This is a genomic window from Pyrobaculum organotrophum (assembly GCF_055384425.1).
Window position 1 is genome coordinate 1,455,763 of record NZ_AP042430.1, and the last position, 25,378, is coordinate 1,481,140.

Annotated in this window: 26 protein-coding genes; 18 read left to right on the top strand and 8 right to left on the bottom strand. The window is 54.9% G+C overall.

Translation table 11 applies throughout. From position 1 onward, the window contains the following. Positions 1–475: 475 nt before the first annotated feature. On the top strand, positions 476–1,879 hold the full coding sequence (locus ACZ49R_RS08900; protein ID WP_464732788.1) for a CRISPR-associated protein: 1,404 nt from the start codon (positions 476–478) through the stop codon (positions 1,877–1,879). Between the two features lie 237 nt (positions 1,880–2,116). On the opposite strand, the gene ACZ49R_RS08905 is transcribed toward ACZ49R_RS08900, so the two are convergent. Both ACZ49R_RS08905 and ACZ49R_RS08910 read right to left on the bottom strand, forming a co-directional pair. After that, complete coding sequence (locus ACZ49R_RS08905) at positions 2,117–2,563, bottom strand: hypothetical protein (RefSeq protein WP_464732789.1); 447 nt, start codon at positions 2,561–2,563, stop codon at positions 2,117–2,119. Positions 2,564–2,580: 17 nt separating this feature from the next. Then, on the bottom strand, positions 2,581–2,877 hold the full coding sequence (locus ACZ49R_RS08910) for a putative CRISPR-associated protein (RefSeq protein ID WP_464732790.1): 297 nt from the start codon (positions 2,875–2,877) through the stop codon (positions 2,581–2,583). Positions 2,878–2,986: 109 nt separating this feature from the next. Between ACZ49R_RS08910 and ACZ49R_RS08915 the strand changes: the two genes are divergently transcribed. The 12 genes from ACZ49R_RS08915 (at position 2,987) to ACZ49R_RS08970 (ending at position 13,413) form a co-directional block, all read left to right on the top strand. After that, a complete protein-coding gene (locus ACZ49R_RS08915; RefSeq protein ID WP_464732791.1) occupies positions 2,987–3,529 on the top strand; it encodes a hypothetical protein in 543 nt (180 codons plus the stop codon). Between the two features lie 51 nt (positions 3,530–3,580). After that, positions 3,581–5,344: a carbon starvation CstA family protein gene (locus ACZ49R_RS08920; RefSeq protein ID WP_464732792.1), complete on the top strand. Its 1,764-nt coding sequence runs from the start codon at positions 3,581–3,583 to the stop codon at positions 5,342–5,344. A 22-nt stretch (positions 5,345–5,366) separates the two neighbouring features. After that, a complete protein-coding gene (locus ACZ49R_RS08925; RefSeq protein WP_464732793.1) occupies positions 5,367–5,615 on the top strand; it encodes a DUF7990 family protein in 249 nt (82 codons plus the stop codon). Then, entirely contained in the window at positions 5,612–6,616 is a 1,005-nt protein-coding gene (locus ACZ49R_RS08930) for an ArsA family ATPase (RefSeq protein WP_464732794.1), read from the top strand. Before ACZ49R_RS08925 ends, ACZ49R_RS08930 begins: the two co-directional genes overlap by 4 nt. After that, positions 6,613–7,590: an ArsA family ATPase gene (locus ACZ49R_RS08935; RefSeq protein WP_464732795.1), complete on the top strand. Its 978-nt coding sequence runs from the start codon at positions 6,613–6,615 to the stop codon at positions 7,588–7,590. The genes ACZ49R_RS08930 and ACZ49R_RS08935 overlap by 4 nt, the downstream gene beginning before the upstream one ends. Beyond that, entirely contained in the window at positions 7,587–7,841 is a 255-nt protein-coding gene (locus ACZ49R_RS08940; protein WP_464732796.1) for a DUF7990 family protein, read from the top strand. Before ACZ49R_RS08935 ends, ACZ49R_RS08940 begins: the two co-directional genes overlap by 4 nt. Further along, the gene (locus tag ACZ49R_RS08945; protein WP_464732797.1) at positions 7,831–8,262 is read left to right on the top strand and encodes a hypothetical protein; all 432 of its coding nucleotides are present in this window, start codon (positions 7,831–7,833) and stop codon (positions 8,260–8,262) included. Before ACZ49R_RS08940 ends, ACZ49R_RS08945 begins: the two co-directional genes overlap by 11 nt. Positions 8,263–8,692: 430 nt before the next feature. Beyond that, positions 8,693–8,851: a hypothetical protein gene (locus ACZ49R_RS08950; RefSeq protein ID WP_464732798.1), complete on the top strand. Its 159-nt coding sequence runs from the start codon at positions 8,693–8,695 to the stop codon at positions 8,849–8,851. A gap of 48 nt (positions 8,852–8,899) precedes the next feature. Next, positions 8,900–9,787 (top strand): ATP-binding protein, encoded by an 888-nt coding sequence (locus tag ACZ49R_RS08955; RefSeq protein ID WP_464732799.1) that lies wholly within the window; start codon positions 8,900–8,902, stop codon positions 9,785–9,787. A 152-nt stretch (positions 9,788–9,939) separates the two neighbouring features. Continuing rightward, on the top strand, positions 9,940–11,235 hold the full coding sequence (locus tag ACZ49R_RS08960) for a glutamine synthetase family protein (RefSeq protein WP_464732800.1): 1,296 nt from the start codon (positions 9,940–9,942) through the stop codon (positions 11,233–11,235). Next, positions 11,235–11,897: a class II glutamine amidotransferase gene (locus tag ACZ49R_RS08965; protein WP_464732801.1), complete on the top strand. Its 663-nt coding sequence runs from the start codon at positions 11,235–11,237 to the stop codon at positions 11,895–11,897. Before ACZ49R_RS08960 ends, ACZ49R_RS08965 begins: the two co-directional genes overlap by 1 nt. 130 nt (positions 11,898–12,027) lie before the next feature. Continuing rightward, the gene (locus ACZ49R_RS08970) at positions 12,028–13,413 is read left to right on the top strand and encodes a glutamate synthase-related protein (RefSeq protein ID WP_464732802.1); all 1,386 of its coding nucleotides are present in this window, start codon (positions 12,028–12,030) and stop codon (positions 13,411–13,413) included. Here the strand turns inward: ACZ49R_RS08970 and ACZ49R_RS08975 are convergent. Then, complete coding sequence (locus ACZ49R_RS08975; RefSeq protein WP_464732803.1) at positions 13,373–14,497, bottom strand: glycosyltransferase family 4 protein; 1,125 nt, start codon at positions 14,495–14,497, stop codon at positions 13,373–13,375. The genes ACZ49R_RS08970 and ACZ49R_RS08975 overlap by 41 nt on opposite strands. Further along, positions 14,494–15,753 (bottom strand): hypothetical protein, encoded by a 1,260-nt coding sequence (locus ACZ49R_RS08980; protein WP_464732804.1) that lies wholly within the window; start codon positions 15,751–15,753, stop codon positions 14,494–14,496. The genes ACZ49R_RS08975 and ACZ49R_RS08980 overlap by 4 nt, the downstream gene beginning before the upstream one ends. Positions 15,754–15,763: 10 nt before the next feature. On the opposite strand from ACZ49R_RS08980, the gene ACZ49R_RS08985 reads away from it, so the two are divergent. Further along, positions 15,764–16,291 carry a hypothetical protein gene (locus ACZ49R_RS08985; protein ID WP_011761899.1) on the top strand — a complete coding sequence of 176 codons (528 nt, stop codon included), beginning with the start codon at positions 15,764–15,766 and terminating at the stop codon, positions 16,289–16,291. Here ACZ49R_RS08985 and ACZ49R_RS08990 read toward each other — a convergent pair. The 3 genes from ACZ49R_RS08990 to ACZ49R_RS09000 are packed head-to-tail and all read right to left on the bottom strand — an operon-like array spanning position 16,242 to position 19,788. Then, positions 16,242–17,411, bottom strand: a complete 1,170-nt coding sequence (locus ACZ49R_RS08990; RefSeq protein WP_011761898.1) for a glycosyltransferase family 2 protein — start codon at positions 17,409–17,411, stop codon at positions 16,242–16,244. The two genes, ACZ49R_RS08985 and ACZ49R_RS08990, sit on opposite strands and share 50 nt — an antisense overlap. 14 nt (positions 17,412–17,425) lie before the next feature. Continuing rightward, a complete protein-coding gene (locus ACZ49R_RS08995) occupies positions 17,426–18,529 on the bottom strand; it encodes a hypothetical protein (RefSeq protein WP_464732805.1) in 1,104 nt (367 codons plus the stop codon). Continuing rightward, entirely contained in the window at positions 18,526–19,788 is a 1,263-nt protein-coding gene (locus ACZ49R_RS09000; RefSeq protein ID WP_464732806.1) for a hypothetical protein, read from the bottom strand. The genes ACZ49R_RS08995 and ACZ49R_RS09000 overlap by 4 nt, the downstream gene beginning before the upstream one ends. A gap of 316 nt (positions 19,789–20,104) precedes the next feature. On the opposite strand from ACZ49R_RS09000, the gene ACZ49R_RS09005 reads away from it, so the two are divergent. Genes ACZ49R_RS09005 through ACZ49R_RS09020 form a run of 4 tightly spaced genes read left to right on the top strand, consistent with a single transcriptional unit; the run spans position 20,105 to position 24,838 of the window. Then, entirely contained in the window at positions 20,105–20,503 is a 399-nt protein-coding gene (locus ACZ49R_RS09005) for an MFS transporter (RefSeq protein WP_464732807.1), read from the top strand. A 38-nt stretch (positions 20,504–20,541) separates the two neighbouring features. After that, positions 20,542–21,348, top strand: a complete 807-nt coding sequence (locus tag ACZ49R_RS09010; RefSeq protein ID WP_464732808.1) for an MFS transporter — start codon at positions 20,542–20,544, stop codon at positions 21,346–21,348. Further along, a complete protein-coding gene (locus tag ACZ49R_RS09015; protein ID WP_464732809.1) occupies positions 21,345–23,288 on the top strand; it encodes a hydantoinase/oxoprolinase family protein in 1,944 nt (647 codons plus the stop codon). The genes ACZ49R_RS09010 and ACZ49R_RS09015 overlap by 4 nt, the downstream gene beginning before the upstream one ends. Continuing rightward, positions 23,285–24,838 carry a hydantoinase B/oxoprolinase family protein gene (locus ACZ49R_RS09020; protein ID WP_464732810.1) on the top strand — a complete coding sequence of 518 codons (1,554 nt, stop codon included), beginning with the start codon at positions 23,285–23,287 and terminating at the stop codon, positions 24,836–24,838. The genes ACZ49R_RS09015 and ACZ49R_RS09020 overlap by 4 nt, the downstream gene beginning before the upstream one ends. Here ACZ49R_RS09020 and ACZ49R_RS09025 read toward each other — a convergent pair. Beyond that, positions 24,835–25,170: a DsrE family protein gene (locus ACZ49R_RS09025; RefSeq protein WP_011761890.1), complete on the bottom strand. Its 336-nt coding sequence runs from the start codon at positions 25,168–25,170 to the stop codon at positions 24,835–24,837. The two genes, ACZ49R_RS09020 and ACZ49R_RS09025, sit on opposite strands and share 4 nt — an antisense overlap. Between the last annotated feature and the right edge of the window lie 208 nt (positions 25,171–25,378).

The following is a 25,378-nucleotide window of genomic DNA, read 5'->3' on the forward strand; positions in this document are numbered from 1 at the left end:
CTGATAGAAAAGGCAAAACAACCCGCTTCTTCCGCACCGGCAACCACCCCACTTAGCCTCGTAAGTTTTCTGTTTCATGAACGACGCATGGCCCCCCAGGGCGGCAGACGGGGGCACCAAACTGTTACAATATAAACAACTGGCGGCCGGCCCCCGAATGACCCGCCCCCTCGCCCCGGCACACCCGAGGCGGGCCCTTAAGTCCCCCAGGGAGGGGCCGAGAGAAAGATAGGGGGACGTTTGAGAAACGTGTAGATGATGTGGCGATATCCGTTTGCCCCCGGGCGCCGTCGTGAGATGTTTAAGATGTTTTAGGCAGGCGCCCCGACAGATGTGGGTATCTAACATCTTCTCACCTTCTGTCGCGAAATAGCCCAAGGGAAGACAAACTTTAGGTTGCGAAAACGGTCTCAACTAGCCTGGAAACGACATCTGGCGGGAGGGCATTGTTTTTAATGACTGTGTTTCTCTAGATGTGAGGGTTTTTGTAGTGAGTGTGTGGGGGTACCCGCCTGCGTGGAAGAGGGCGAGGTATGTAGCTGAGGAATTGGGTGGGAGGGCATTTGGGGGGAGGTCTGCTAGATTTGTCGGCTGTACCTCCGCCGGGTCTCTACTTAAATACCTAACTGGTTTAGACGTCGACCTTTTAGTAGTCGGCTCCGACTCTGTAGTTAACCCAGGGGAGGGCGGCGATTTGAGGAGACGCGCCGTGGAGCAGTATATGAAGTGGGCAGAGGAGCTGGGAGTTAAGGTGAGAGTTATATCTGTCCCTGGGATGGGGCTGTACTACGGCTGGAAATTTGAGGGGACTCCCGAGGCCATATTTGTAGACGTGTTTAAAGCAGTGTGGGAGGGGGCCGAGGGCGCTTCGTTTATCTTTCTAGACCTAACCCACGGCCTAAATTTTGTCATAGTCTCGGCGCTTTACGCCGTTGTCGCAGCCGCGATTGGCCGGGGGATGGAGAATAGACTTGTCTTAGTCAACTCTGAGCCGTATCCAGCTGACGTAGAGGAGAAGACTTGTATCTCAGCTGTACGCCCCCCGCGGGTGGAGACGACGCCAGAGTTAAAAATACTAGACGTGTCTGGGCTACAGACGGTATTACAAAGAGTTAGAGAGGTGTCGGCCCTCCGTAATTTAACGGCGGTGGGCAGGGCGAGGTGTACACGTTTTGGTAGAATGATATGGCTTATGTCTAATGGCGCGGCGGCCTTGGGCTTCCCCGGCGCTATATACGACGGATGGGAGCCCACCTTCGGCCCGCCTGAACAACCTCCGAGACTTATGGAGTCTAGGCCAGTTTTAGAAAACCACGTGGTTAGATATGAACACCAGCGGGCGGAGGTTGTTGTAGACGTGGTGATGTATCAAGTGTGGAAAGAGCTAGGCCATATATTCAGCGGCGAGGCGGCCGCATCGCTTGTGGATTATCTCGCCGCAGTGGCTAGAGAATATGAGAGACGCGGCGCGATATACATCTCTGAAGTTTTAAAAACTGCGACACAAGAAGTCGCCCTCCTCCAGAAGGTAGTAGCCACGATGTACGGCCTAGATGCAGTAGTTTGGCCAGAGCTGTGGCTCGCCGTCTGGAGACACAAAGAGGAGGTTTTGAAACATCTTGAAGATAAAAGCTATGTAGATATATTGAGCGAAAGCCTAGCCGAGGCGAAAAAAGAAGTTGAAGAAGAGAGGAGGCGGCTGGCGGAGAGAGGAGTCGACCAGAGAACTGCGAGAAATTTCCTAGCCCACGGCGGTCTCTCTCCGGCGTTTATAAAACGCCTCGAGTTAAAAAACGGTAAGATAGCCCGCGTGGTATACGACGGGGGACTTGTAGAAAAGCTTGTCAAATATCTAGAAGGCAGGGCACCCGCTTGTTAGCACCACCGCCGCAGATGTGCACATGCATATTTAAGCCTTTCGCGTATATAAAAACGCAGAAGCTTTCCCAATAAACGCGAAGAAGAAATCTGTCCCAAGCTCAAACGGCGTGTAGCAACAGAAGTGAAGTCCCTAGATTAGAATGCGTTTGTACATCATAATCCGACCCGATTATTCGGGCTTGAAACCTCGCCCCTCAGATTAGGATTAAGTTACTAAAGTATCCGACTGCACTGCTTATACGTCGCCGGTTCCCAGCGGCATTACAACGCCACAAGACGTCGGGAAGTGTTGACGAGGGCAAGCAGCGGCCTTAAGGATGTTTTCTCTTGACAAGCGGCGAGAATTAGAAAGAGAGGTTTGGCCACATGGTCTCCGTCGCGGATCGGGATAGTGTGCCGGCGGCTTTGCTGGGGATGCGGCGGCGTAGACCGCGCTGTGCAGCTGGGCCGGCCCGCCTGATGTGTTCCCGAGGCGCTGAGAGAGGGGAGGGCATCCGGCGGCTGGCGTTAGGTCTCGCCGAGGAGCTCGGCCAGGAGAGGGTTTAGGGCTCTGTCTCGGGTGAGTAGGCCTTATTGCCTCTAGGTGGTGTACGTCGAGGCCTAGGGCTCTGGCGAGGAGCCCCTCGTCTATCTCGCCGTGGTGGAACTTCTTCATCGCGTCTGCGATGTCGAGGGGTATCATGGGAAGGAGGACGGTCTCTATGAAGAACTCGTATATGCAACTCCGTTGGCGCCGGCGAGATATGCGGCTATCACCGCATAGGTGGACTCTGGCTTGAAGCCGCCGGTGGCTATGACGTAGGCTAGGGCTCCCCCGGCGCGGGTGGCACGTACATCCCTGGCCACTTCTTTCGCCAGGTTGAGGAGGTCCTTTTCGAAATCTCTCTCCAGACGTTGGACGACCCTTATCTGGGGCTTGGCCTGGGTTCTCTTTCTATCGTCTGTGTCTGTGGCGCATAGGGCCACTGCGGGCCTGGAGAAGAGAGCAAGCCACATCTCTCTTAGGGAGAGGAGGGTGTTGAGCTCGGCGGAGGCCCTCGACCCGGCGGCGCGAGTGGGGGGCGTCGGCGTAGAAATAGATATTTAGGGGGGTTCCCAGCCTTAAGTGTCCGAGCTAGACGTCGTACTACTGGCGGTTCTCCTCTTCGCCGGGTGGTATCTTGGCGCGTCGGCGGCGGCTAGGTGGATAAACCGGAAGGCTGTCTCCCGTTGTGGCTGCGAGGCGGCCAGGTGGCTGGGAGGCGCTTCGTCTCTATATGTTGACTTAAGATGTGGGGGGAGACGGGTGGAGGTGTTTATAAATAGACTTCCCTGGGACAATCCACTTAACTTGGCGGCGTCTTTAGTAGCCGGCAGGAGGGGCTTTACAGTAGTGAGACTTGCTGCCGACGTAGATCTGGGGGCTTTCGACGCGTCTAGAAGGGGGTCTGGGAGGCGGGTGGGAGCTTTCTACGTGGTGAATCTGTCCGGGCCTCGGTGGGTGGTGGAGGCGGCGGCTAGGGCGGGAGAGGAGGTGGGGGCCTGGAGGGTTACCGCCTCGGGGAGAGTCCTACAGCTACTGTTTCCCTACACAGACTGTAGGAAGGCTGTAGAATCTGCACTATCTTTTGTGGAGAAATTAATACAGGTCAGCCCAGCCGGCGGCTGACTTTCGTCAACTGTCTAAACAACATATATTAAATTGTATGATCTAGAAAGCATGTTTAACACCCCAGCCCCATATATACTCCTGGGCCTCCTGCTCTATTTTTTGACCTACCGCTTCTATGCAAAGTGGGTAGATAGAAAGATCTGGGAGTCCGACCCCAATAGGCCAACGCCGGCGAGACTGTACTTTGACGGCGTAGAGTTCTTCCCCGTGTCTAAATACGTCCTCTTCGGCTACCAGTTCAAGTCCGTGGCCGCGCTAGGCCCCATAGTTGGGCCTCTCACCGCGGTTCTCTTTTTCGGCTGGGTGCCGGCGCTTATCTGGGTAATATTTGGCAATATGTTCATCGGCTGGGTTCAAGACTACTCAGCAATGATGATGTCGGTTAGAAACGAGGGCAGATCCATGGGCCCCATCACTTACAAGCTACTGGGAGACAGGGCAAGGAAAATCCTTCTTATTTACATCATATTCTATTTAATTATCATTACGGCAGTGTTTGAATGGGTTATTATCGATGTACTTAACAGAGTGCCTGGAACTTTTACAGCTGTCTTATTTGTGTTAATTGGCGGAGTGGTCTTCGGCTACTTGATATTCCGTATGAGGATGGACGTCCTCGTAGCAACGTTGATTGCGCTGGCGATAGTATTTGTGGGGTACTTCACTGTGGTTTTTGTCCCCGCGGCACAACAACCTGGCACAAACTTTCTCGACAGCCCCGACTTCTTTAAGACCTATGGCTTTGACCCAAAGTTGACATGGCCTGGCACAAACACTGTGCTGTTCTGGCTCATTATACTCTCTGTTTTATATTACATCGCGGCTGTTACTCCCATGCCGCGTTTCCTCTTGCCAACAGTGTATGTCGGCTATTTGCCGTCGATTATAGCCCTAGTGTTGGTTCTATTAGCAGCACTATTTACACCGCTAACCGGTTTAACAATACAGCAGACGCCGATGAAAAATCTGTTTGTTGATCCGCTTGTTAACCCGCAAGGCGGGCCTATTTGGCCAATTCTCTTCGTCACTATTGCATGCGGCGCAATTTCTGGTTGGCATAGTCTCGTTTCCTCAGGCTTAACTTCTAAACAGCTGGAGTATGAGACCGACGCCCTCCCGGTGGGTGGCGGCGCTATGATGACCGAAGGAGCCGTGGCCCTATCCTCTATTGCGGCAATTATGGTTCTCTCGCAACCGCCTGCTGGCGCTGCTGCCTATGTCCAAGGGGCAACTCTCCTAACCTCGAAACTGTTTAACATACCGCCTATTTATATGAGCATCCTATATGGTATATTTGTGACGGTAATGGGGTTAATTACGTCGATGTTGTTTATCCGAGTGTTTAGACTGATTATGGCCGAGCTGTTTGAAGACAGCCCGCTTGGCAACAAGTACATATCTCCTCTCGTGATTTTGGCTTTAGCGGGCTTTCTTGCTTTTGTAGGTAGTTGGACAAACTTGTGGATCTTCTTTGGCGGCACAAATCAGCTATTAGCGGCTCTTGCGCTTCTCCTTATAGCGATATTTCTAGCCAGCATAAAGAGACCGACTGCTTATGTGTTTATCCCAGGTACATTTATGGCAATAACCACGTTGGCAGCGCTGGCTTGGGAAACCTACGTCTATGGGCTGTATGCCTCTATGAATAAACCCATCGGCATCCAAGTGGCGGTTGCTAAGCTCTATGGCGGAACTGTAGTACAAATCTCCAATCTACTTTCCACAGCTTTTGGCGCATTGTTGTTAGTTCTAGGCGCCATTATGGTTTATTATCTTTTAACTGGTTGGACTAAATATCGGAAGCAAAAATAAATATCTCTATCTTCTTTTTCCTATGGGTTTCTTAGACAGAATCAGAGAGGTGGTAGAGGGGCTTACCGTCCATGGCCAATCGACAAGTATTTTGAAGATCAAGGCGCAGATCGACAACCTATTTATGATTATTACGCTAGGTGATATGTTGGGTATTCCGATCCTCCCGCCTTACTACTCCCTTAGGCTTGTGCCGTACGTCTTCCCCAATATCCAGAACTGGAAGCGATATATGCTTAGGGAGAGGGATTTCACGGATCTAATAACATGATTGGGCTTAGAGGTCTTCTGGAAAGGAACCCCCGCCTTAAGGTCTTTATCTACGCGGGGAAGGGGGGGCTTGGGAAGACTACGCTTAGCGCGGCGACGTCGGTTAAGCTGTCTAGCCTTGGGAAGAAGACGCTTGTGTTTAGCACAGATCCTCAAGCGTCGCTAAGCGACGTGTTTGAGCAAAACGTGTTTGGGAAGGGGGAGGTTAAGCTGGCGGAGAACCTCTACGTGATGGAGATCGACGCCGACAAGAAGATTAACGAGTACGTGGCCTCCATCAAGAAGAAGATCGTCGATATGTACCGCCTTGATAAGCTTCCTCCAGACATCGAGGAGTATATCGACAGCGCGGCGGCTGAGCCGGCGATGTACGAAAGCGCCGTTTACGACGCCATGGTAGACGTGGTGTCTGAGGGGAGGTACGACTACTATGTCTTCGATATGCCTCCTTTTGGCCACGGGATTAGGATGATCGCCATTGCAGATGTCATTAGCAAGTGGGTGGAGAAGATTACTGAGCTTAGGAGACAGGCCTATGAATACGGCCGGGTGGCTGCGTCGCTTAAGAGACAGAAATTGACGTATGAAGACGAGATTTTAAAAGAGCTTGAATATATCAGGGGGCGTATTTTGAAGTTTAGAGATATTGTCATGAATACTGAGACCACGGCGTTTCTCATGGTTATGACTCCTGAGAAAATGACTATTATAGATACGGAGAAGGCGCTGGAGATGTTTGAGTCTCTTGGGCTTAAACTGACGGGGATTGTAGTTAATCAGGTATACCCGCCTGAGCTTGCCAAAAGTCCAGACGCGCCTCTCTATATAAGGCGTAAGGTAGAGGAGCAACGGAGGTATATGGCCGAGATCGCCGATAAATTTGGCAAGTATGTCGTCGCCGTAGTCCCTATGTTAAATAGGGAGCCAAAGGGCCTCGACACGCTAAGGGCTGTGGCAGAAGAACTTTGGCAACCAAAGAGGGGGCTTGAGGAGTATATATGAAACAACTCCTCAGCCAGCGGGTTAAATATATCTTCTTCGGCGGCAAGGGGGGAGTTGGCAAAACTGTGGTTGCGGCGGCTACTGCGCTATATCTAGCTGAGACAGGGGAGCGTGTTCTATTAGCTTCTTTTAACCCGGTGCACTCCCTTTCCTCTGTCTTTGGCCAAGACCTCTCGGGGGGCGTGGTTAAGGAGGTGCGTGGGGTGAGAAATCTGTGGGCTGTGGAGGTGCAGTACGACGACATTGTGGAGAAGTACAAGGCAAGAATATCTACCCTGCTTAGGGAGATGCTTAAGATGGCGGAGCTGTCTGTGGACATCAAACCGCTTATAGACATAGCCACCACCAACCCAGCCTTCCACGAGGCGGCCTCTTTCGACAAGATGATGGACGTGGTTCTCAAGGAGGGGCCGAAGTTCGACAGGGTTATTTTCGACATGGCGGCTGTGGCCAACGCGGTGAGGCTGATCGGTCTCTCCAAGCTCTACGGCGCTTGGCTTCAGAGGACTATCAAAATGAGGATGGAGACCCTCTCCCTTAAGGAGCAGCTATCTTTCCGCAAGGAGAAGGTTAGGGAGGAGATAGAGAGGGACCCTGTGTTGGCCGAGCTGAAGGACTTATACAACCGCTATATGGAGGTGAGGAAGGTGCTGACCGACCCTGCTCAGACGCGGTTTGTCTTCGTCACGATACCCACTATACTCTCTATCTCTGTGGTACAGAGATTTATAGAGATGGTGAAAGCGTACGAGATCCCCTTCGGCGGGGTTGTGGTCAATATGGTTATTCCAGAGGAGGAAGCGGCTAAAGACGCCACCGGCTTCCTCAGAAGCAAGTACGAAGAGCAACAGAGAAACCTTGAAATTATCAGACAGTCTTTCTCGCCCCATATATTAGCCGTCGTGAGACTCTTCCCAGAGGACATCGTGGGGCTTGACAGACTTAGGCAGTTTATCAATGAGTTGGTAAAATGAGGGCGCTGAGAGATTTTCTCTTTGGCCTCCTCTTCCTTGACCTCTATCGCGAGACGGCGAAGTTAAATAAGGAGCTTAACCTATTAATCGGCGTGCTCCTCTTCGGCGACTTCTTGGGAGTCCCCCTCCTAACCAGCTATTACTCACTACGCCTCCTACCCTACGCCTATCCCATGTTTTCTGAAATTAGAAAGGAGGCGGTGAAGGAACACGAGATTTTCGACCTCATGTCTGAATACCATGCTCACTGACTTCAGTTGGCACGCCATCGCCGTGGGGAACCGAGTCCTTGGGTTGTATAACTTTTTAGTTCTCAGCGCGCCGCCGAGTTGGCGGATTGTTATAATGCCCATGGCTTCTGACGTGTTTAGACACAGAGAGATAAATGGCGTCAAGTGGGTAAGAGATGGAGAAGTTATGCACTTTGTGAGAGACGGGGGCAAGGCCTACGTCTTGAAGATTAAGGCGAAGCCGGGCCGGCGGGTGGGGGAGGGCGAGGCGATTTTTATAGGCGGCCACCAGGGGGTCTACAGAGTGTCTAGGGGGAGGGGCGGACTGAAGCTGGCTGTGGAGTTTTATTGCGACGTCACAGACCGGACTATAACTGTAGAGCTAGAGGGTCTTGAAAACCTTGACATACTTAATTACATTGGAAGAAGCCAGTGCCATTAGCTAGACTTGTCGTAGTGGCTATTTTCGGGAGGAACGTCTCCCTACCTCTCTTGGCCCTTCCCTGGGGGACTCAGGGGCCCGTCTCGGATGCACCGGGGCGGGTCATATGGGGCCGGCCGCTAGTTGTTTATTTTGCATCTGTCTTCGCACCCCCGTCTGCCGCCCTAGGGGCCAGACGTCGTTCATGAAACAAGAAAACTTACAAGGTTGAGAGTGAGGTAGTCGCCGGGACGGGGTTTGTCTTCTCTATTAGCTCTTGATGCCTCTGCCCATAGTTATCGGCGTCTTCGGCCGGCGGCGTGGCGTATTGTCTTACGCTTCGGCGCCGCGGTCTGGGCTTTGTGCAAAAGCCGCCGAGGTGCAGACTCTTCTCCCCATGCCGTACGTATCTATGGGCCAAACAGAACAATACCTCACGGTGGAGTAGTTCATGGAACTGATTGAAACCCTAAGGCGGGAGGGGATCGCCGCGGTGATAAACATCGAGAAGAGGGCATTCGCGGAGGGCCGCGTGCCGCTCGGCACCACGCCTGAGGTACCGTGGATGCCGATGACGGCGAGGAGAAAGTCCCTAGGCTGTTGCGCCTAGGGACAGACGGCGCGGTCGTAATTTGTTTATAATCTTTAAAAGGTATATGTGTGGGAGGTTGTAGCTATTGCGTTTTTTATATTTCTCCTCCTGTCGCAAGACGGGGTTTTTGTAGGGCTGAGGTGGGGGCTTCCCGTTTTTCTACCTCTTGATAGACATGTGGTTATTCTAGGCCCGACACGTAGCGGCAAGAGCCGCTTGGCGAAGAAGATTGTAAAGAGGTCTGGCCTCCCCGCGCTTATTCTCGACTGGGTTGGGGAGTATGACGTAGGGCTTAGGGTAGATGCTAGACTTCTAAAATACGACTTTAGAAATTTTGATAAGAAACTTCTCACAGAGATAATTGGTCTCTCTCTAAATCTTAACGAGCCCTCTATCTACTTTCTCTATAGAGCTATTAGAAACGCCGAGATTAGAAAAATCGGCGACGTACTTGAGGCGTTAGAGAGTTTTCTCGTCACGTCTAGGGCGGAGGTAGAGATGCGCGCCGCCATCGCCAGGAGACTGGAGTATATCGTAGAAGTTCTCGAAAGGGGGAAGGTCCCCCTGGATCTCCTACTTAAGCTAAAGAGAACTGTTGTCATTGACCTCTCTAAGCTCCGGCTCTACGAAGAGAAAGTGATGATTTCTCTTTTTGTCCTCGCCTTGCTCTATGATAGAATGCAGAGAGGTGGCGTGTCGCATCGCCCGAGGAAACTGTTGATAGTCGACGAGGCTCAAAACGTCCTCAAGAGGGGGGAGGTGGTACGCCATCTTGTTTTTGAAAGCGCAAAATTTGGCCTACGTGTTGTATTAGTGACAAACGAAGTGCCGCCTGACGACGTTTTGATACATTCCTACATTGTGGTTACAAAACCGCACGTCATGTATAAATTTCAGCTTAAGAAAAGCGCCGTTGTGATAGATAACCGCGTTATTGAGCTTAAAATCGTCTAGCAAAATCTTAGAATTTTTACAACGCACAACAGGGGCTTATGGTATAGCATACTTTGATCCCCCTGGTTTTTTGGTTTTGTATTCTAAATATTCCGCCGACGTATGTAAATAGCCTATCCGAAAAACATATATTCCCCACATCTCCGCGGTTTATGCAGGTAGAGGGATTAGACATATGGAGGGTGTTAAAAGGCGCGGGCGTTAAATACGTCTACTTTGTAATTGTAGACATCTACGGCAGACCGCGTGTCGATATAATGCCAATCGACATGGCTAGAGATGCGTTTATCGACGGCGTTCCCTACGACGGCTCCTCTATCCCCGCCTACAGCACTGTGAACAGAAGCGACTTTGTTGCCGTGGTTGACCCATCTGCCGTATATGTGGAGAGTTGGAACGGCGGGAAGGCCGCCTATGTCTTCACCAACACTCTAGACGGCAATGCGCCATCTCCATTAGACCCACGTAACGTGCTTAAGCAAGTACTCGAGAGGGCAGAGAAACGCGGCTATCAGTTTAAAATCGGCGTAGAGATAGAGTACTTCATCGTGCGGGGCAACCCGCCGGAGTTACCGGAGAGAGCTGGCTACTTCGACGTGCCGCCGGAAGCAACTAGAAAGGTAGTAGAGGAGATTATGGAGAACTTTGCCGCGGCGGGGCTCGGCGAGACTAAGACCCACCACGAGGTGGCGCCCTCCCAGTTCGAGGTAAATATCCCATACGGCAACCCGTTAAAAGTAGCAGACTCAATACTGGTGTTTAAAATTATGGCAAAAGCCATAGCCGCTAAATATGGCTACATCGCCACCTTTATGCCAAAGCCCTTCTGGGGCATGAATGGAAGCGGCGCCCATACCCACATATCTGTGTGGAAAGACGGGAAGAACTTAATGGCCTCGGTGAAAGAGCCAACCCAGGAGCTTAAGTGGGTCGTCGGCGGGATATTAAACAACGCCATATCTATATCCGCGATCGTGGCGCCAACCGTTAATTCTTACAAACGCCTAGTGCCACACCACGAGGCGCCTACTCGCGTCGTGTGGGGCCTCGGCAACCGCTCCGCCATGGTGCGCGTGCCGTACTACGGCGGGAAGATTAACAGGATTGAGTACAGACACCCAGACCCCTCCATGAACCCGTATCTAGCCTTCGCCGCCATGGTACTGGCGGGGCTGGAAGGCCTAGAGAACAAGATAGAGCCGCCGCCCCCCGTCCAAGAGGTGGCCTACGACCTACAGGGCGTCAGAGAGACGCCGCCTAACCTCGGCGCCGCGCTGAAATACATGGAGGAGGGCAAAATTGCGAGAGAACTACCAAGCGAGATCGTAAAGGCCTACCTCGGCGTGAAGCAAGCAGAGTGGCAGAGCTACGTCCAACAATACCAGTGGGAGAAGACTTGGAATACCATCACGCCTTGGGAGTACGAGCAGTATCTAACCACTGTTTAATGTGTAGAATTCTTTTTTCCCTTGGAAAACCCCCCAGAGACATCCTCCTCGATTTTGTCCAGGTGTCCAGGAGGGACCGGACAATGGGCTGGAGCCACGGGTCGGGCTGGGGCGCGCTCTGGGCACGCCCAGGGTCCTACGGACTATATAAATCCACTAGGCCGATATGGGAAGACTATGTAGAGCCCCCAGACGGATATATACTGTATATACTACACAGCAGGTTGGCATCGGTAGGTGAGCTGACGTTAGAGAACACCCACCCCATCGTGAGGGGGAGATACGCCATAGCTCACAATGGCACTATAGACAGAGAGCGGTACAAAGCCGCCCTTAGAGAAGAAGGAGTTGAAGTGGGAGAGCTAGACGGCTCTACAGACAGCGAGCTTTTACTCAAGGCAATAATAGCGTTGGGCGGAGACGAGACCGCAGTGAGGAAAGCCGCAGAGTTAGCAAAGCCCTACCTAGACCCCCAGGAGCCCGTCCTGAACTTTGTCTTTGTAGACCTCGCAGGCTTAGCCATCTTCTATACCTACAGAGGGAGCGAACACCCCCACTTTGTGCCTGTGGAGAAAGACGGCATAATTGCCTCGGAGCCCCTAGGCCAACGCGAAGGCTGGAAGCCTCTAGAAAACGGGAAAACAGTAGTGGTAAAATTCTAGCCTAAAGACCGGCTTTTCGAGACAATGTCCCGCCACGCCCGGCGTATCTAGGTAACAAATACCTCTATGTCCCCGGCTTGTCTGTATTTTGTGTACGTATTATAGAAAAATAGTGGCCGCGCCGCCGCATATGCTTCTACTTGCCAAACTCATCCTTAGGCTTAGGGGACTCTACTTTGGGATAAGGGGCTTCAGAGAGTTTTTCGAGGACTACCCAGTGGACGAGATAGCCTACCGGGCGCTCAGAGGCAAAGAGGCGGTGTACCCCTTCGGCCTCCTCGCCTCATATGGAAGCGCTGTACTCGGCGCTGGGGTACACAGGCGGGGATGCCCCCGCTTCTACACTCTCGACGACATCTTGCTGATGCCTCCCGCCTTCACCCCCCTCAGGCTGAAGAAAGCCGCCGAGTTGCTCCGGGAGCCCACCTTCGCTGACGTCAACACCGAGACTTTGGTGGGGGGCTTCCCAGCGTCGATGCCCGTGGTGGTGGGGTCCATGGGCTCTACAGATGTGGCCAGCAAAACAGCCATCGCTATAGCGAAGGCGGCCGCCAAGGCGGGCATCCCCCTCGGCATCGGGGAAAACGTGGCCACGGTGAGGGGGTACTCTAGGAGGATCACGCGGGGCCATCCCTCTTTCAAGGAGCGTCTCCTGGCCTATTTGACCAACATGGGGAAACACGGCGGGGTGTTTATCCAACAGAGCGTGGAGGACGCCTACGACGAGTTGTGGAACAGAGTCTACAGCGATAAGGACCTGGAGCAGTACGTGGAGGAGGGGAGGATCGGCTTCGAGATAAAGGTGGGGCAGGGGGCCAAGCCCGGCCTCGGCGGCGTCATCAAGATCCCCAAGGAGCAGGCGGAAAAGCTGAGGCAGAAGTATCTAATAGATTACGACGGCGGGAAGTACGCCACACGCTACTCCGTCCCGGGCACATTCACAAGGGAGATACTGACGGGCGCCATAAGGTTTATGAAGACGGCCTATCCAAAGGCGAAGATCTGGATCAAGCTAGGGCCCTTTAGAGACGCCGCCGAGGTGATAGAGGTGGCAAGCAGAGAGGGGGCAGACGCCGTGGTTATAGACGGGAAGGAGGGCGGCACGGGGATGGCCCCCACCGTCGCCCTAAAGGACCTGGGCTACCCCGCGGTCGTGGGGCTGAAGTACATAAAAGCGGCTAGAGAGGCGGGGGTGAAGACCTCCCTCCTCATCGCCGGCCGGCTCTACAACGGCGGACACGTGGTCAAGGCGGTTGCCCTCGGCGCAACGGCGGTCTACATGTCAAGACCCTTCTTAATAGCGGCGTTGACAAAGGGAGAGGAGGGCGTGTTGAAGTACATAGAGTCGCTAAAGTTAGAAATACAGATGGCCGTCTCTGCCCTCGGCAAATACGACGTCAGAGACCTAGCCCCCGAGGACGTAGCTGCTGCAACTAAAGAGTTGGCCGAGATGTTATCAATCCCCTATATATACGCTAGCCCTCCAAAACCTTTAGAAGCCGTTCAGCAAGCCTAACCCCGTCAAACTTCCTAAAGGCGTATTCCCTATTTCTAACCCCCAGCTCCGCCACGTCTACTCCTAAAGCCCACTCCAAAGCCTCCGCCAGTGCCTCTACGTCGCCCGGCGGGACGAGCCTAGCCCCAGGGGCGTCCCCCACCACCTCGGGAAGACCTCCGACGTCTGAAGCCACGACTATGCGTCCCCTCACCAAGCCCTCAAGAGCGGCATAGCCAAAGGGCTCCCACCAGAGGGAGGGGACGGCCACCACAGACACCGCCTTATGCACCTCTTCCAGCTCCCCCGGCGTTAGGTCGCCGAGCACCACTACGCCAGGAGGACGGTTCCTCAAGGCGGAGGCCCGCGTCATATACAGTCTTGCCCTACCGCCAAGGCGCGCCCATGCGCGTAACAGCACATAGACCCCCTTCCAAGGGCTTAGCCCCCCGAAGTAGCCCACTGCCCTCCCGCCGGGCGGGAGGTGCGGTAGAGGAGGTGCAGGGTTGTACACCACGTGGCTCTTAGGCATGTCGCCGAAGTGTTTGGCGAAGAGCCTACGCTGCGCCTCAGATACGAACACCAGCGCGTCCGCCCGCCTCACGGCCTCGGCAAACAGCGGGTTGAACAAGCCGTTTAACACCTGCGAGGCAACCGCCCTCCAGAAGGGGCGTCCTAACGATCTCTCCTGGAGGTATATACACCCCCAGCACCTTCTCATCTCCGGGCGGCAGACGTAGCCCCCCCTCGCGTTGTAAAGCGTCCCCACGGGACAGGCTGGGTCGTAGCTGTGTATGTGGACAACTGTCCTCTTTCCCATCCTTTTTGCCAGAGGCACCAGCTCCCAGTAGGCCGAGGCGAAGTAGGCCACGTCACACCACTCCAATGCCCTTCTCGCCCCCAGCGGTGGGGCGTGGAACTTCCTCGTCCCGGCGCCCCCCAACTCCACCACCTCAAGCCCCTCCCACCTCGCGCCTCCCCGCCTCACGTAGACCCTAATCTTGACGCCCAACTCGGTAAGCAACCTCGCGTAGAGGTACGTAGCGAGCTCCGCGCCGCCCTCTCCCAACGGCCAGAGAGACTCGGAGAATATGGCGACTTTCACCTCTTGTAGAGGGTAGTGTTGCCCCAACTGGCTATCTTCACGCCTGGTGGCGGGCCCACCTCGCGTATACACGGCATGTACCACTGGCGGGGGTCGGGAGGCGTATAGACGTAGAAATCGGCCTGCGTCCACTGGCAAGCCGTCAAGTACACCTTGATGTCCGGTCTGTATGCGTAGGCCAAGGGGAGGAGCCATGGGTCTAGGCTCCACTGCACCTCAACGGTCGAGTTGCTCGGGAGCGTCTCTAGCACGGCGTGATAGGCGTCGAGCTGACTCGGCGTGATCCTATCCACAAGCTGATAGAGCCCCGGCACGGCGCCGAGAGCCCACGCCCAGCCCCCCGCGGCCGGGAGGGCGGAATACGCCGCTACAGCGAGGCCCGCCCACCCAGAAGCAACCGCCGAAGCCGGTAATAGAAGCGCCGCTATTCTGTATAGTCTCTCTCCGTAGGCGGAGCTCGCCGCCCCTATGACGAGCAACAGGAGGGAGGCAGCGGCTAAGGGAGCCACAGCTCTCTTCCTAAGCCCCAGGATGGCAAGCGGTATTAGGATGGCGGGAGAGGGGCCGTAGAAGGCGTAGACCAAACCCCACGCGGGGTCCCAGGGCATCGGCGGCGCAGAGGCTGCCTGCCCCGCCAGTTCTAGGACGGAGAGGGCCTTATGCCAGAGGAACACTGCCACAAGGGCTATGTAGATCATGAGCGCCAGCCGGGCCCTCCTCCCGCCGTAAATGGCATACATCACCAAGAGAAGCCCGCCGTAAGCAACGCCGAGATAATTTGTGAATATAGACGGCGCTAGGGCGGCGACGGCGGCGGCCGGCCGCCCCCTGGCGTAGAGGTAGAGCGACAGTGGGACGAACACCAGGAGGACTGTCTTATCTGCTATCTGGCCGTCGATAAGCCCTGCTAGAGTTCTCACAGACGCCGTCACGAGGTAGAACGAGGCGAGGAAAGGCGCCGGAATTCCAACAGCTCTAAAGTAGAGCCCATACAGCGCCACCCCCAAGACGGCCAGTGCAGCGGCGTACATGGCGAAGGCCCTCCCCAGCGCCAGGGGGTCCCCCGAGAGGAGGCCCAGGAGGTGGGGAATGCCGGGGTATTCTCCGGGGCTTGTGAAGAGGGAGACGAGGTCACTCCTAAGCAGAAGGGCGAAGTAGACGTGTATAGGGTAGTCGTCCCCCCGGGGGAGCCACGACGCGTTAAGCCATAGCTGCTGGAGGTAGAAATATAAGTAAGGAATATATAGGAGAAGCATTATATAGCCAATGCGAGGCCACTTAATCACCGCCGTCACGGCAGTCGCCTTCACTGCGACCGCCTTGATTGTGGTTCTAGCCCCTCCCATAGACCTACTGGAGCGGCTGAGGGCCGGCATCTATACTGCCTACTTCCCCTGGGGCTTTGTGGCAGCAGATGGGAGCCACGCCTATGGCGTAGTCCATGGCTACAAATTCGCAGTAAACCTCTGGCGAGTGGTCGTATGCGACCCAGGGGGCCGTTGCACTTCACAAGAGATCAACGCCATATCGCTCTACCTCAAGCTTAAGGCTGAGGGGAGACTTAACATAGAGGATCTCGGCGGGGGGTGCTACAGAGTCGTTCTCAGGCCTACACAGCTCGCTAGTAGAACCCTCGCCTTCGAGGGGAAGCTTTGTCTCGCCCCCGACGGATCGCCGAGAGAGGTGTCTGGAGTTCTTCAGATAGACGGTCGCCCCCTTGACATATCCGGCTCGCCCCAGCGCGTTATCCATGACTTCCCAATGTCTGACTTTCTCGCTGTTCACGGCGGCTGACCACCGCGGCGTCTATAAGCAGAGCAACGACGGCGCCCGCCAGGGCGTAGTAGGCCCACTCAGCCAGCTTGTTTGCAGTCGTGGTGTCTCCAACCCCGAGGTAATAGGCTGCTGTTGCCAAAAGCGCCATGAAGGATAGAACAAGCCCCCTGCCCACGTGGAGAAGCGGCGTCTCTGTCTCGCCCCCCTCCGACTTAGCTAAGGCCGGCGTCGCCAGCGGCGTAGGCTCGGGCAAGGGCGGGAGACAGTCCGTGGGGAGGCGCAGATCTCTCCTCCTCACGGCGGCTTGAAGTCTCAACACAGCTGTGGCTAGGGGGAGCAATGCAATAGACAGAGCGCCAAGCATTATGAGGATTAGAGAAAAGAGACCCAACATGTAGTGGGGAACTCCCTGGTAGAAGAACCTATATGCCACCCACGACCCTAGGGCAACTCCAGGTACGAGAAGAAACGAGCCGAGGAGGGAGAGGGACAGGGTGGGGTTTAGTCGGTAGGCAAGCGAGAGGGATTTTAGCGCGATGGAAAGCCCGTGCCAAGGCTTGAGCTTCTTCTTACCAACCCTCCTCCTGTATCCAATCTCCACTTCGGCCACTCTGGCGCCATTTGCAAGCGCCTTCGCCAAGAGGTCCACCTCTAGATCGAAGCCTCTGGCCTCAAGAGCGGCATCTCTAAGTACCTCTGTCCTGGCGGCGTACATGCCGGTGAGAGGATCTCTTATATCTACGCCGAAGAGAAGCCGGAATAGCCAGCCCAAGGCCTTGTTTCCCAGCCTATATATCAGGGGCATCTCTCCACGTCTCGCGCCGAGGACGACGTCGTAATGGCGGAGGAGGGGCAACAGCTTTTTGAGGTCCTCCGCCGGGTAGGTATAGTCGGCGTCTAGAAAAGCGACATAGGGAGTGTCGACGTACATAAGGGCCGTCCTCACCGCCATCCCCTTACCCCTCCCCATCTGGCTGATGACTCTAACGCCGAGTCTCTTCGCCACTTCGACGCTACCGTCTGTGGAGCCTCCGTCTACCACTAAGATATTGTTAAAGCCAGCCGCCCTAAGCTCCTCCACTACCTTCGGAAGTGCTTCAGCTTCGTTTAAAACTGGAAGTACAACAGTTATACACACAAGAGGCCGAAAACTTAGTCTTTTAAGTATATAAGTCTATATGCAGACTCCACAGGGCCCTCTACTGGACAGCCACAAGCAAAAGACTGGGCATACCTCACAGCCCAGCCCCAGTCTAGGCCAAAGAAATATACCTGCATAAGATACGGCACGAAGGCGAGGAGTGCGAAAGCCCACAGAGGCCTCGGCCTGGAGAAGGGGAGTACTACGGCGAAGTGCCTATATACAAACCCGGCGTACTCTTGGGGCGCTCTCGCAGTGAGTAGAGCCCCCAAAATCCCTACTAAAGCCACGACGCCTGCTCTCCCCGCAGAGGCTGCGGCCGCCAGAACAACGGCGAGCTCCACCGCCAGTTTTATGTACCAAAACCACTCCGCCCTAAAAGCCACCTTTTCCAGAACCGAGAGGAGGTCTGTCCCCGGTATGCGCCAGAGGAGCGAGATGAGAACCCAAGACTGGGGGGTCAGCAATGCCAAAGGCGCCAGTAGGAGCGCCCAAGGCGTGCCATACAACGCCACGAAGAGCAGAGCCACCGCCCCGCCGTAGATGTGAAAGCCGGCGGCAAACGCCACAGAGACAAGCGCCCACTCCCAGCGTCTCAGCCGTGCGAAATATGCCGCAATCCACGCCAGCGGCATCGCCATGGCAAAATGTCCAAACACTAGCGGCTCAGGCGCCAAGAGAGGCCAGAAGACAGCCCCACGTCCCCACACCTCGGCCAACGCCCTTGAGGCTAGGGCAGCGGCGCCGACGACGAAGAGCGTTCCCTCTAGCGCGAGTTCAAGCGGCGGCATATGAGGGAGGTAGGTAAGCGGGGCGTAGGTCCTCCACTCTGGCGAAACTTGCGCCGCGTACCACAGAGCCTCGTAGTACGGGATGGGGCGGCTTGCCAGATGCGGCAGAAGGAGAAATTTGCCAAAAGCCGTCGCAAGGGCGTAGAGAGTAAGTTTGTCAAGCCGCAGGCCGCGCGCCGCGGCGATAACAACAAGCGCTCCGACGACCCCCAGAGGGGGGCTCAAGCCGTACAAAACATAGAGGATATAGGTTGCAAACACTCCGTAGGCCGCCCCCCACCTCCCCCCAGCCGCGAGACCGCCCAGAAGGGCAAAAAATATCACGGACTTCTAGACAGTACGATTTTCGCCAGGCGGATGTAATCTCTGACATTAAACACACCCAGGACGTGTAATACAGATGCCGCCCCTGCTGCCGCCAAAAGACCGCCTAATACACCAGATATATAGGCGACAGGCGTAAAAACAACTGTGAGGCCAAGGCCTATCAATAGCGGTGCCTGCGGCACAGCCCTAAGCGAGATTAAAAACGGCGGTATAAACCCTACGGCTAGGGCAACGCCCGGGGGCAGAAGGGCGGAGGACACAGCTACAGAAGCCGAACCGACAACGCCAAGTATAGCTAAGTCAAGCCACCTCTTCTCTACATTGTATATAGCTGACGCCATAGAAATAGCAGACAATTCTACCACCGCCGGCATTGCAGCCGCAAGCGAAGGTGCATCCTCCACATACTCCCTCCCCAGTAGAGACATCAATACATACGACGCACCGGCCGCCGCAATAGCCAGCGGAACGTTAATACCAACGGCGATGCGAACCCCCCTCTCGGCCAGCGACGTGCCGCCCTCCACCATCACAGGAACGCTAGCTTGGGCCAGAGCGCCGGCGACTGAAGAAGCGGCGAGGACAGCCATGGCAAGGAGATACAAAACGCCGGCCTGTCCCGTGTTCCCCAACGCCCCAGCTATAACAACGCCAAGTGACACGGCGAAACTCACTGAGAAATTCACAGCGTAGTTACTAAGGCCGGCCGCGAGGAAGTCCCCCCAGTCCCCCGGCTTAGATAAGCCAACTCGCCTTGCTGCATAAACTCCTGCGACTGCTGCAGAAGCTATCGAAGCTACTGTAAAAGCAAAAAGCGGGGCGGCGAAAAAGGGCAGGGCTAGTTTTAACACAGCCCCTGTCAATGCCGAATAGAAATAGCCGGCGGAAAATCCAGAAGCTATGAGAGCTCCCGCAGATGCGGCGAAGAAAAGAGAAGATGCGAGAAGGAGAGGAGCCCAGTCAAAGCCCAGCGCCGCTAGCGCTGCGCCTCCCGCCAGCGAGAGGAGAGCAGCTGCCGTGTAGGCAGTGGCCAGCGCCGACCCGCCTCTATCAGACACAAACCTAAGCGTGTAACTCTGAAGCCCGATATTTAAAAGCGCAGAAGCCACATTAGCCGCCGCCACCTCATACGCCGCTGCCCCTAAGCCCGCCCTCCCGCCCAGCCTAGCCGCCAGGCTCCAAAATACAAGACCAGACACTGTCGTAACGACTGTAGCCGCCGTAATCCAAGCGGCGCTTTTTACAGCTCTCTCCACGCCTAGGCTAAACCCCCCATATAAATAAAATCATGCCGGCCATAACAATTAGCAACTTTACCAATAGTTGACCCCTAACGTAGGCACAAAGTAAGAGACCATATTTTGTATTTTGCGCCGCTGGAAAAGCATCATAAACACCCTAGTAAAGCAAAACCACTATTCCAAAGTTATGTTTTTCTGTTTTAGATATCATAGACTTTTAAAATCTTTTTGCAGTACAATAAGTATTACCTATAGATAAATTAAATGCCCACTATAGTGACTATGATATCTATATAGTGGTAATACTTAAAAATAAGTAAAATCTCATATCATGGCAAGTAGAAGTATCGGACCCGGTCTCATAATAGGCGTAGCATCAGGGACAGTGTTAGAATGGTATGACGCCTTTCTTTTCGCCGTAGCTGCTACATATGTAGGTGCTGCTTTCTTCCCCTCTAAAGACCCTATAGTGCAACTTGCTAATGTATTTCTAACGTTTGCGCTTGGATTTTTCGCACGCCCTCTAGGTGCTTTGTTTTTTGGGTGGGTCGGCGATCGTTTTGGCAGAAGAACGGCCATGTTTTGGACTTTACTAACGGCAGGTCTAGCCACAGCTCTCATAGGCCTAGTCCCATCATATAAGGAGTGGGGGGTATTTGCCACAGCTGTTGTCATAGTACTGAGATTACTCCAGGGTTTTGCACTAGGGGTGAGTGGGGTGCCGCTGTAAACTACCTATTTGAAAACGTGAGAAGAAAACGTCTCTTTATGATGTTTGTACAAAGCGGGGTGCCCCTAGGTCTCCTCCTGGCGGCAGGCGTAATGTTGATATTAACTTACGTGCTTGGAGACGCCGCTGTCTCGGCGTGGGGTTGGAGAGTTGCGTTTCTCCTATCTCTGGTGTTAGTAGTTATAGGCTTGTTCTTCAGGTTTAAATTTGGCGAAACACTAGAATATATAGAGGCTAGAAAAACCGTTATGCAAATTGAAAATCCTGTGGCGGCGGTGTTTACAAAATACTGGAAGGAGTTATTGGTCGGTATCCTACTCGCCGGCGCAGCTGGGGCAGTATTTTACTACGGGAACACCTTCCTTCCAAATATAGCAAGCGCGCTTAAGCTCGTTGACGCTCCGACGAGGTTTTTAGCAATTGTACTATTCGCAGTTTTTGACCTACTGGGAATAATAGCCAGCGGCTTTGTTGCAGAAAAAGTGGGAAACGTAGTGCCTATTACCCTGGGAATCGTTTTATTTATCATCGGAGCGCTACTTATAAACCAAGCTCTTTCCAACGTGCCTATGTTTTTTGCCGTGGCAATACTCACCGGTCTCGCCCATGGGATAGTGTATACACCAGAAGCCGCCTTCTTAGCCGAGCTCTTCCCCACTCTAGTTAGAACCACCGGCGTCTCCTCTGCTTATCAAATTGGCAACACGGTATTTGCAGGGACGGCGCCATATGTGATGACTGTAATCATGGGCGTCGATAGACTTCTAGCTGGCGTCTACCTAGCCATATTGGCAACTCTAGGCCTCGTAGGAGTTTTAACATACGCCCTCCGTGTAAAGAAATGAAAATAGTCGCTGTAGACGTCGGAGGGACCTTTACAGACTTCGTCGCAGTAGACGAGAGAGGAGACATAATCACTTTGAAAATACTCTCCACCCCCAGAGAGCCAGAGAAGGCTGTGATTATGGGGCTCTCGCAGATGGGCTTCAACGAAGTTCTACACGCATCTACCATCGGTACAAACGCCCTCCTTGGCCAAGTGGGGCTTGAGCTTCCCAAGGTGGCACTGTTTACTACGAGGGGCTTCCGCGACGTCATAGAGATAGGGCGGCAGAACAGGCCTAGGCTATACGACCTCTACTTTGCCAAGCCACGTCAGCTTGTGCCGAGAGAGCTTAGGTTTGAAGTCGACGAGAGAACACTTGCAGACGGCACAATAGAGAAGGCTGTAAACCCCGCAGAGGTAGAGACGCTGGCTGCCAGGGCTAAGGCCATGGGCGCCGTGAGCGCCGCAGTGGCCTTCCTCCACTCCTACGTAAACCCCAGCAACGAGAAGGCCGCCAAGGAGGTGCTCCAGAGGTGGTTTAGCTACGTCACTGCGTCATATGAGGTGGCGCACGAGCCTAGGGAGTACGAGCGCTTCTCCACTGCGGTGGTAAATGCAGCATTAATGCCGCTGGTAAGCCGCTACCTGTCGCGCCTGAGGGAGTTCGTAGAGGGTAGGGGCGGGGCGCTCTACGTTATGTCTAGCTCCGGCGGGCTTGTAACGGTAGAGGAAGCCGCCAGAAGGCCTGTACAGCTTGTCGAATCGGGCCCCGCGGCTGGGGTCGTCGCCGCGGCTGAGTTGGCCAAGCTGGCGGGCGAGGCCAGAGTTATTTCCTTCGACATGGGAGGAACGACGGCGAAGGCCGGCACGGTGGTGGACTTCCAGCCCTCTATAACTACAGAGTATGAGGTGGGCGGGGAGAGCCACAGAGGGAGGCTTGTCAAAGGCTCGGGCTACCCTGTGAGGTTCCCCTTTGTAGACCTCGCTGAAGTTTCCGCAGGCGGGGGGACGATCATTTGGAGAGACGCGGGAGGCGCCCTCAGGGTGGGGCCCATAAGCGCCGGGGCGGACCCAGGGCCCGTCTCTTATGGCAGGGGAGGCACCCAGCCCACGGTCACAGATGCAAACCTAGCCCTTGGCAGAATTCCGGAGGTGTTGGCCGGGGGCGCGCTGAAGCTTAATACAAAAGCCGCCGTAGAGGCGTTAGGCAAACTGGGCGACCCCGTCGACGTAGCTGCAGACGCAATAAAACTGGTAAATGTGGAAATGGCGAGAGCCATAAGGCTAGTCACGGTGGAGCGAGGTCTAAACCCAGAAGACTTTGTGCTCATGGCCTTTGGCGGGGCGGGGCCACAACACGCAGCTGAGCTTGCCGAGGAGGTCGGCATAAGTCGCGTGGTGGTGCCCCCTCTGCCTGGGGTGTTCACCTCTCTCGGCATGCTCATGGCGGACTTTAGATTCGAGGCTAGGATGGCCTACCCCAGAGACCTAGAGGGCGGGTTTAGACGGCTGGAAGAGGAGCTGGCCAGATACAGCCCTGACTATTACGTGAGATATGCCGACGTTAGATATGTGGGGCAGGGTTGGGAGCTCACGATCCCACTAGGCCAAGATCTCACGCCCGAGGCCGTCAGACGGGCCTTCGAGGAGAAACACAAGGCGACTTACGGATTTGTGTTAGACAAGCCGATAGAGGTTGTGACAATACGCGTGTTCGCCATCGTGAAGAGACAAAAGCCGAAGCTCCCACAGCCGCCGGAGAGGGGGAGTCCAGTGCCGTGGGAAAAGGAGGCGTATTTCGACGGCTGGACGAAAGCCGCAGTTTACAACAGGGCGGAGCTACCGCTGGGTTACCGGGTGAGAGGCCCCGCGTTAATTGTCGAAGACTATTCCACCACAGTGGTGCCGCCGAGGTGGGAGGCGGAAGTAAAGAGATACGGCCTGGAGCTGAGACTATGAGGTGGGAGATCATATACAAAGCCACTGAGTACATCGCCGAAGAGGCTGGGATCGCGCTGAGGAACTCTGCATTCTCGCCCAACATCAGAGAGCGTATGGACCACAGCGTCGCGGTGGTAGACGCAGAAGGCCGCATCGTGGCGCAGGCCGAGCACATACCGGTCCACCTAGGCTCTTTCCATATCGGAATTATAAACTTACTAAAGGCCTTGGAAGGAGAGGTGCTGGAAGAGGGCGACGCTGTTTTAACCAACGACCCGTACATCGCCGGGACTCATCTCAACGACGTGCTCGTATTGTATCCAGTCTACTGGCGGGAGAGACTCGTCGCCTACATAGCCTCAAAAGCACACTATGTAGATGTAGGAGGGCCCCTCCCTGCGTCGCTTAATCCACGTGCGAAGACTATATACGAAGAGGGGGTCGTCATACCGCCCGTAAAAATACTGAAGAGAGGACAGCTAAATAGAGAGGCCCTATCTTTCATCTTGGAGAACTTCAAAACGCCAGAAGTCGCAAAAGGCGACCTAGAGGCTCAGTTGGCAGCTTCACGCGTCGGCGCGGCTAGAGTGAGGGAGCTATTTGAACGCTACGGCGAGAAGGTGCTAGACGCTTGGAGAGAGGCTGTCGAATACGGGAGGAGGCTGACCCTAGGCGAAATCTCCAAGTGGCCCCGCGGCAGATTCGACGCAGTGGACTACCTAGACTGGAGGGGGGAGCTATTACCCATAAGAGTCACGCTTGAGGTCGGAGATGGCGGAGTGAGGGTAGATTTCACAGGCACGGCGAGACAGGTAGACGCCCCCATAAACGCCGTCTTCGGGGTGACCTACTCCGCGGTGTCTTTCGCAGTTAGAGCGGCGTTGGCTGCCGACGTGCCGACAAACCACGGCTTCTATAGCGTTATAAAGGTGGAGGCCCCCTTGGGCACTATAGTCAATCCAGTGAAACCCGCCGCAGTAGGCGCCGGCAACCTAGAGACCAGCCAGAGGGTGGCGGACGCCGTCTTCATGGCCCTCTCCAAGGCCCTCCCAGGGAGGATCCCCGCCGCAGGCTCTGGCACAATGATGAACGTGATGATCGGAGGCGTCTGGAGAGGCAGATACTGGTCTTACTACGAGACAATAGGCGGCGGGACAGGCGGGCGTCCCAACAGCCCCGGCGTCTCCGGCGTCCACGTCAATATGACAAACACTCTAAACACCCCCATAGAAATCGCAGAGAGGACATATCCCATCAAATTCACCGCCTATAGGATACGCGAGGGGAGCGGAGGCTCCGGCAGATACAGAGGTGGAGACGGAATAGTGCGGGTCTTCAAGACGCTGGCGCCGGCCACCCTCTCGATAATAGCTAGCCGCTTCGACACGCGGCCATGGGGGCTAGAGGGCGGCTGCCCCGGAAAGCCGGCAAGAGTCGTAGTCAAGAGGAGGAGGGGCGGAGAAGTCGCCATAAGGTCAGACACCGTGGAGCTCGACGAAGGCGACGAAGTCATAATAGAAACGCCAGGCGGAGGGGGCTACGGCCCCCCAGACCAACCCTGCGACTAAGGCTTGACGTATATATAGCCCTGCTGGACTAACTCCACGATTTTTACAATACCCGCAGGCACAACCTCAGCCTCAGCCACAAGAGACGTGGGGTCGATCCCCAAGTTCCTAAGCGCGTTGTTACAGACGTAGAACTTGACCCCCCTCCTAGCCAGCGACGCGATTCTACTCCCAAACTGGGACCCCTTGACGAAGTGTCTCACCCCAGGCCCGTTAGCCACCAGAGCCACCTCGCCCTGCCCAACAGCCGCAAGAAAGTTCTCTGCATTAGACAACGCGATAGACATCGGCGCAGGATCGTCGCTATCTACATGAAGCAACAGCTTATACATAACTCCAAAGTTCTAACACCTTAGTAAACTTTTTGCCTACAGTAAACGCCGACTGACCAGTACCCAGTCTCCAGATCCACGAGACCAGCTCCTCACTTGCCGAGGGTTAACGCCTTTCTAAGCTCTAGTAGAGCTTTGTCAAGCTCGTACGTCCATCCAACACGTAGCTTTAAAACCTCCACTCGCCTATTAGCATAACGACATCTCT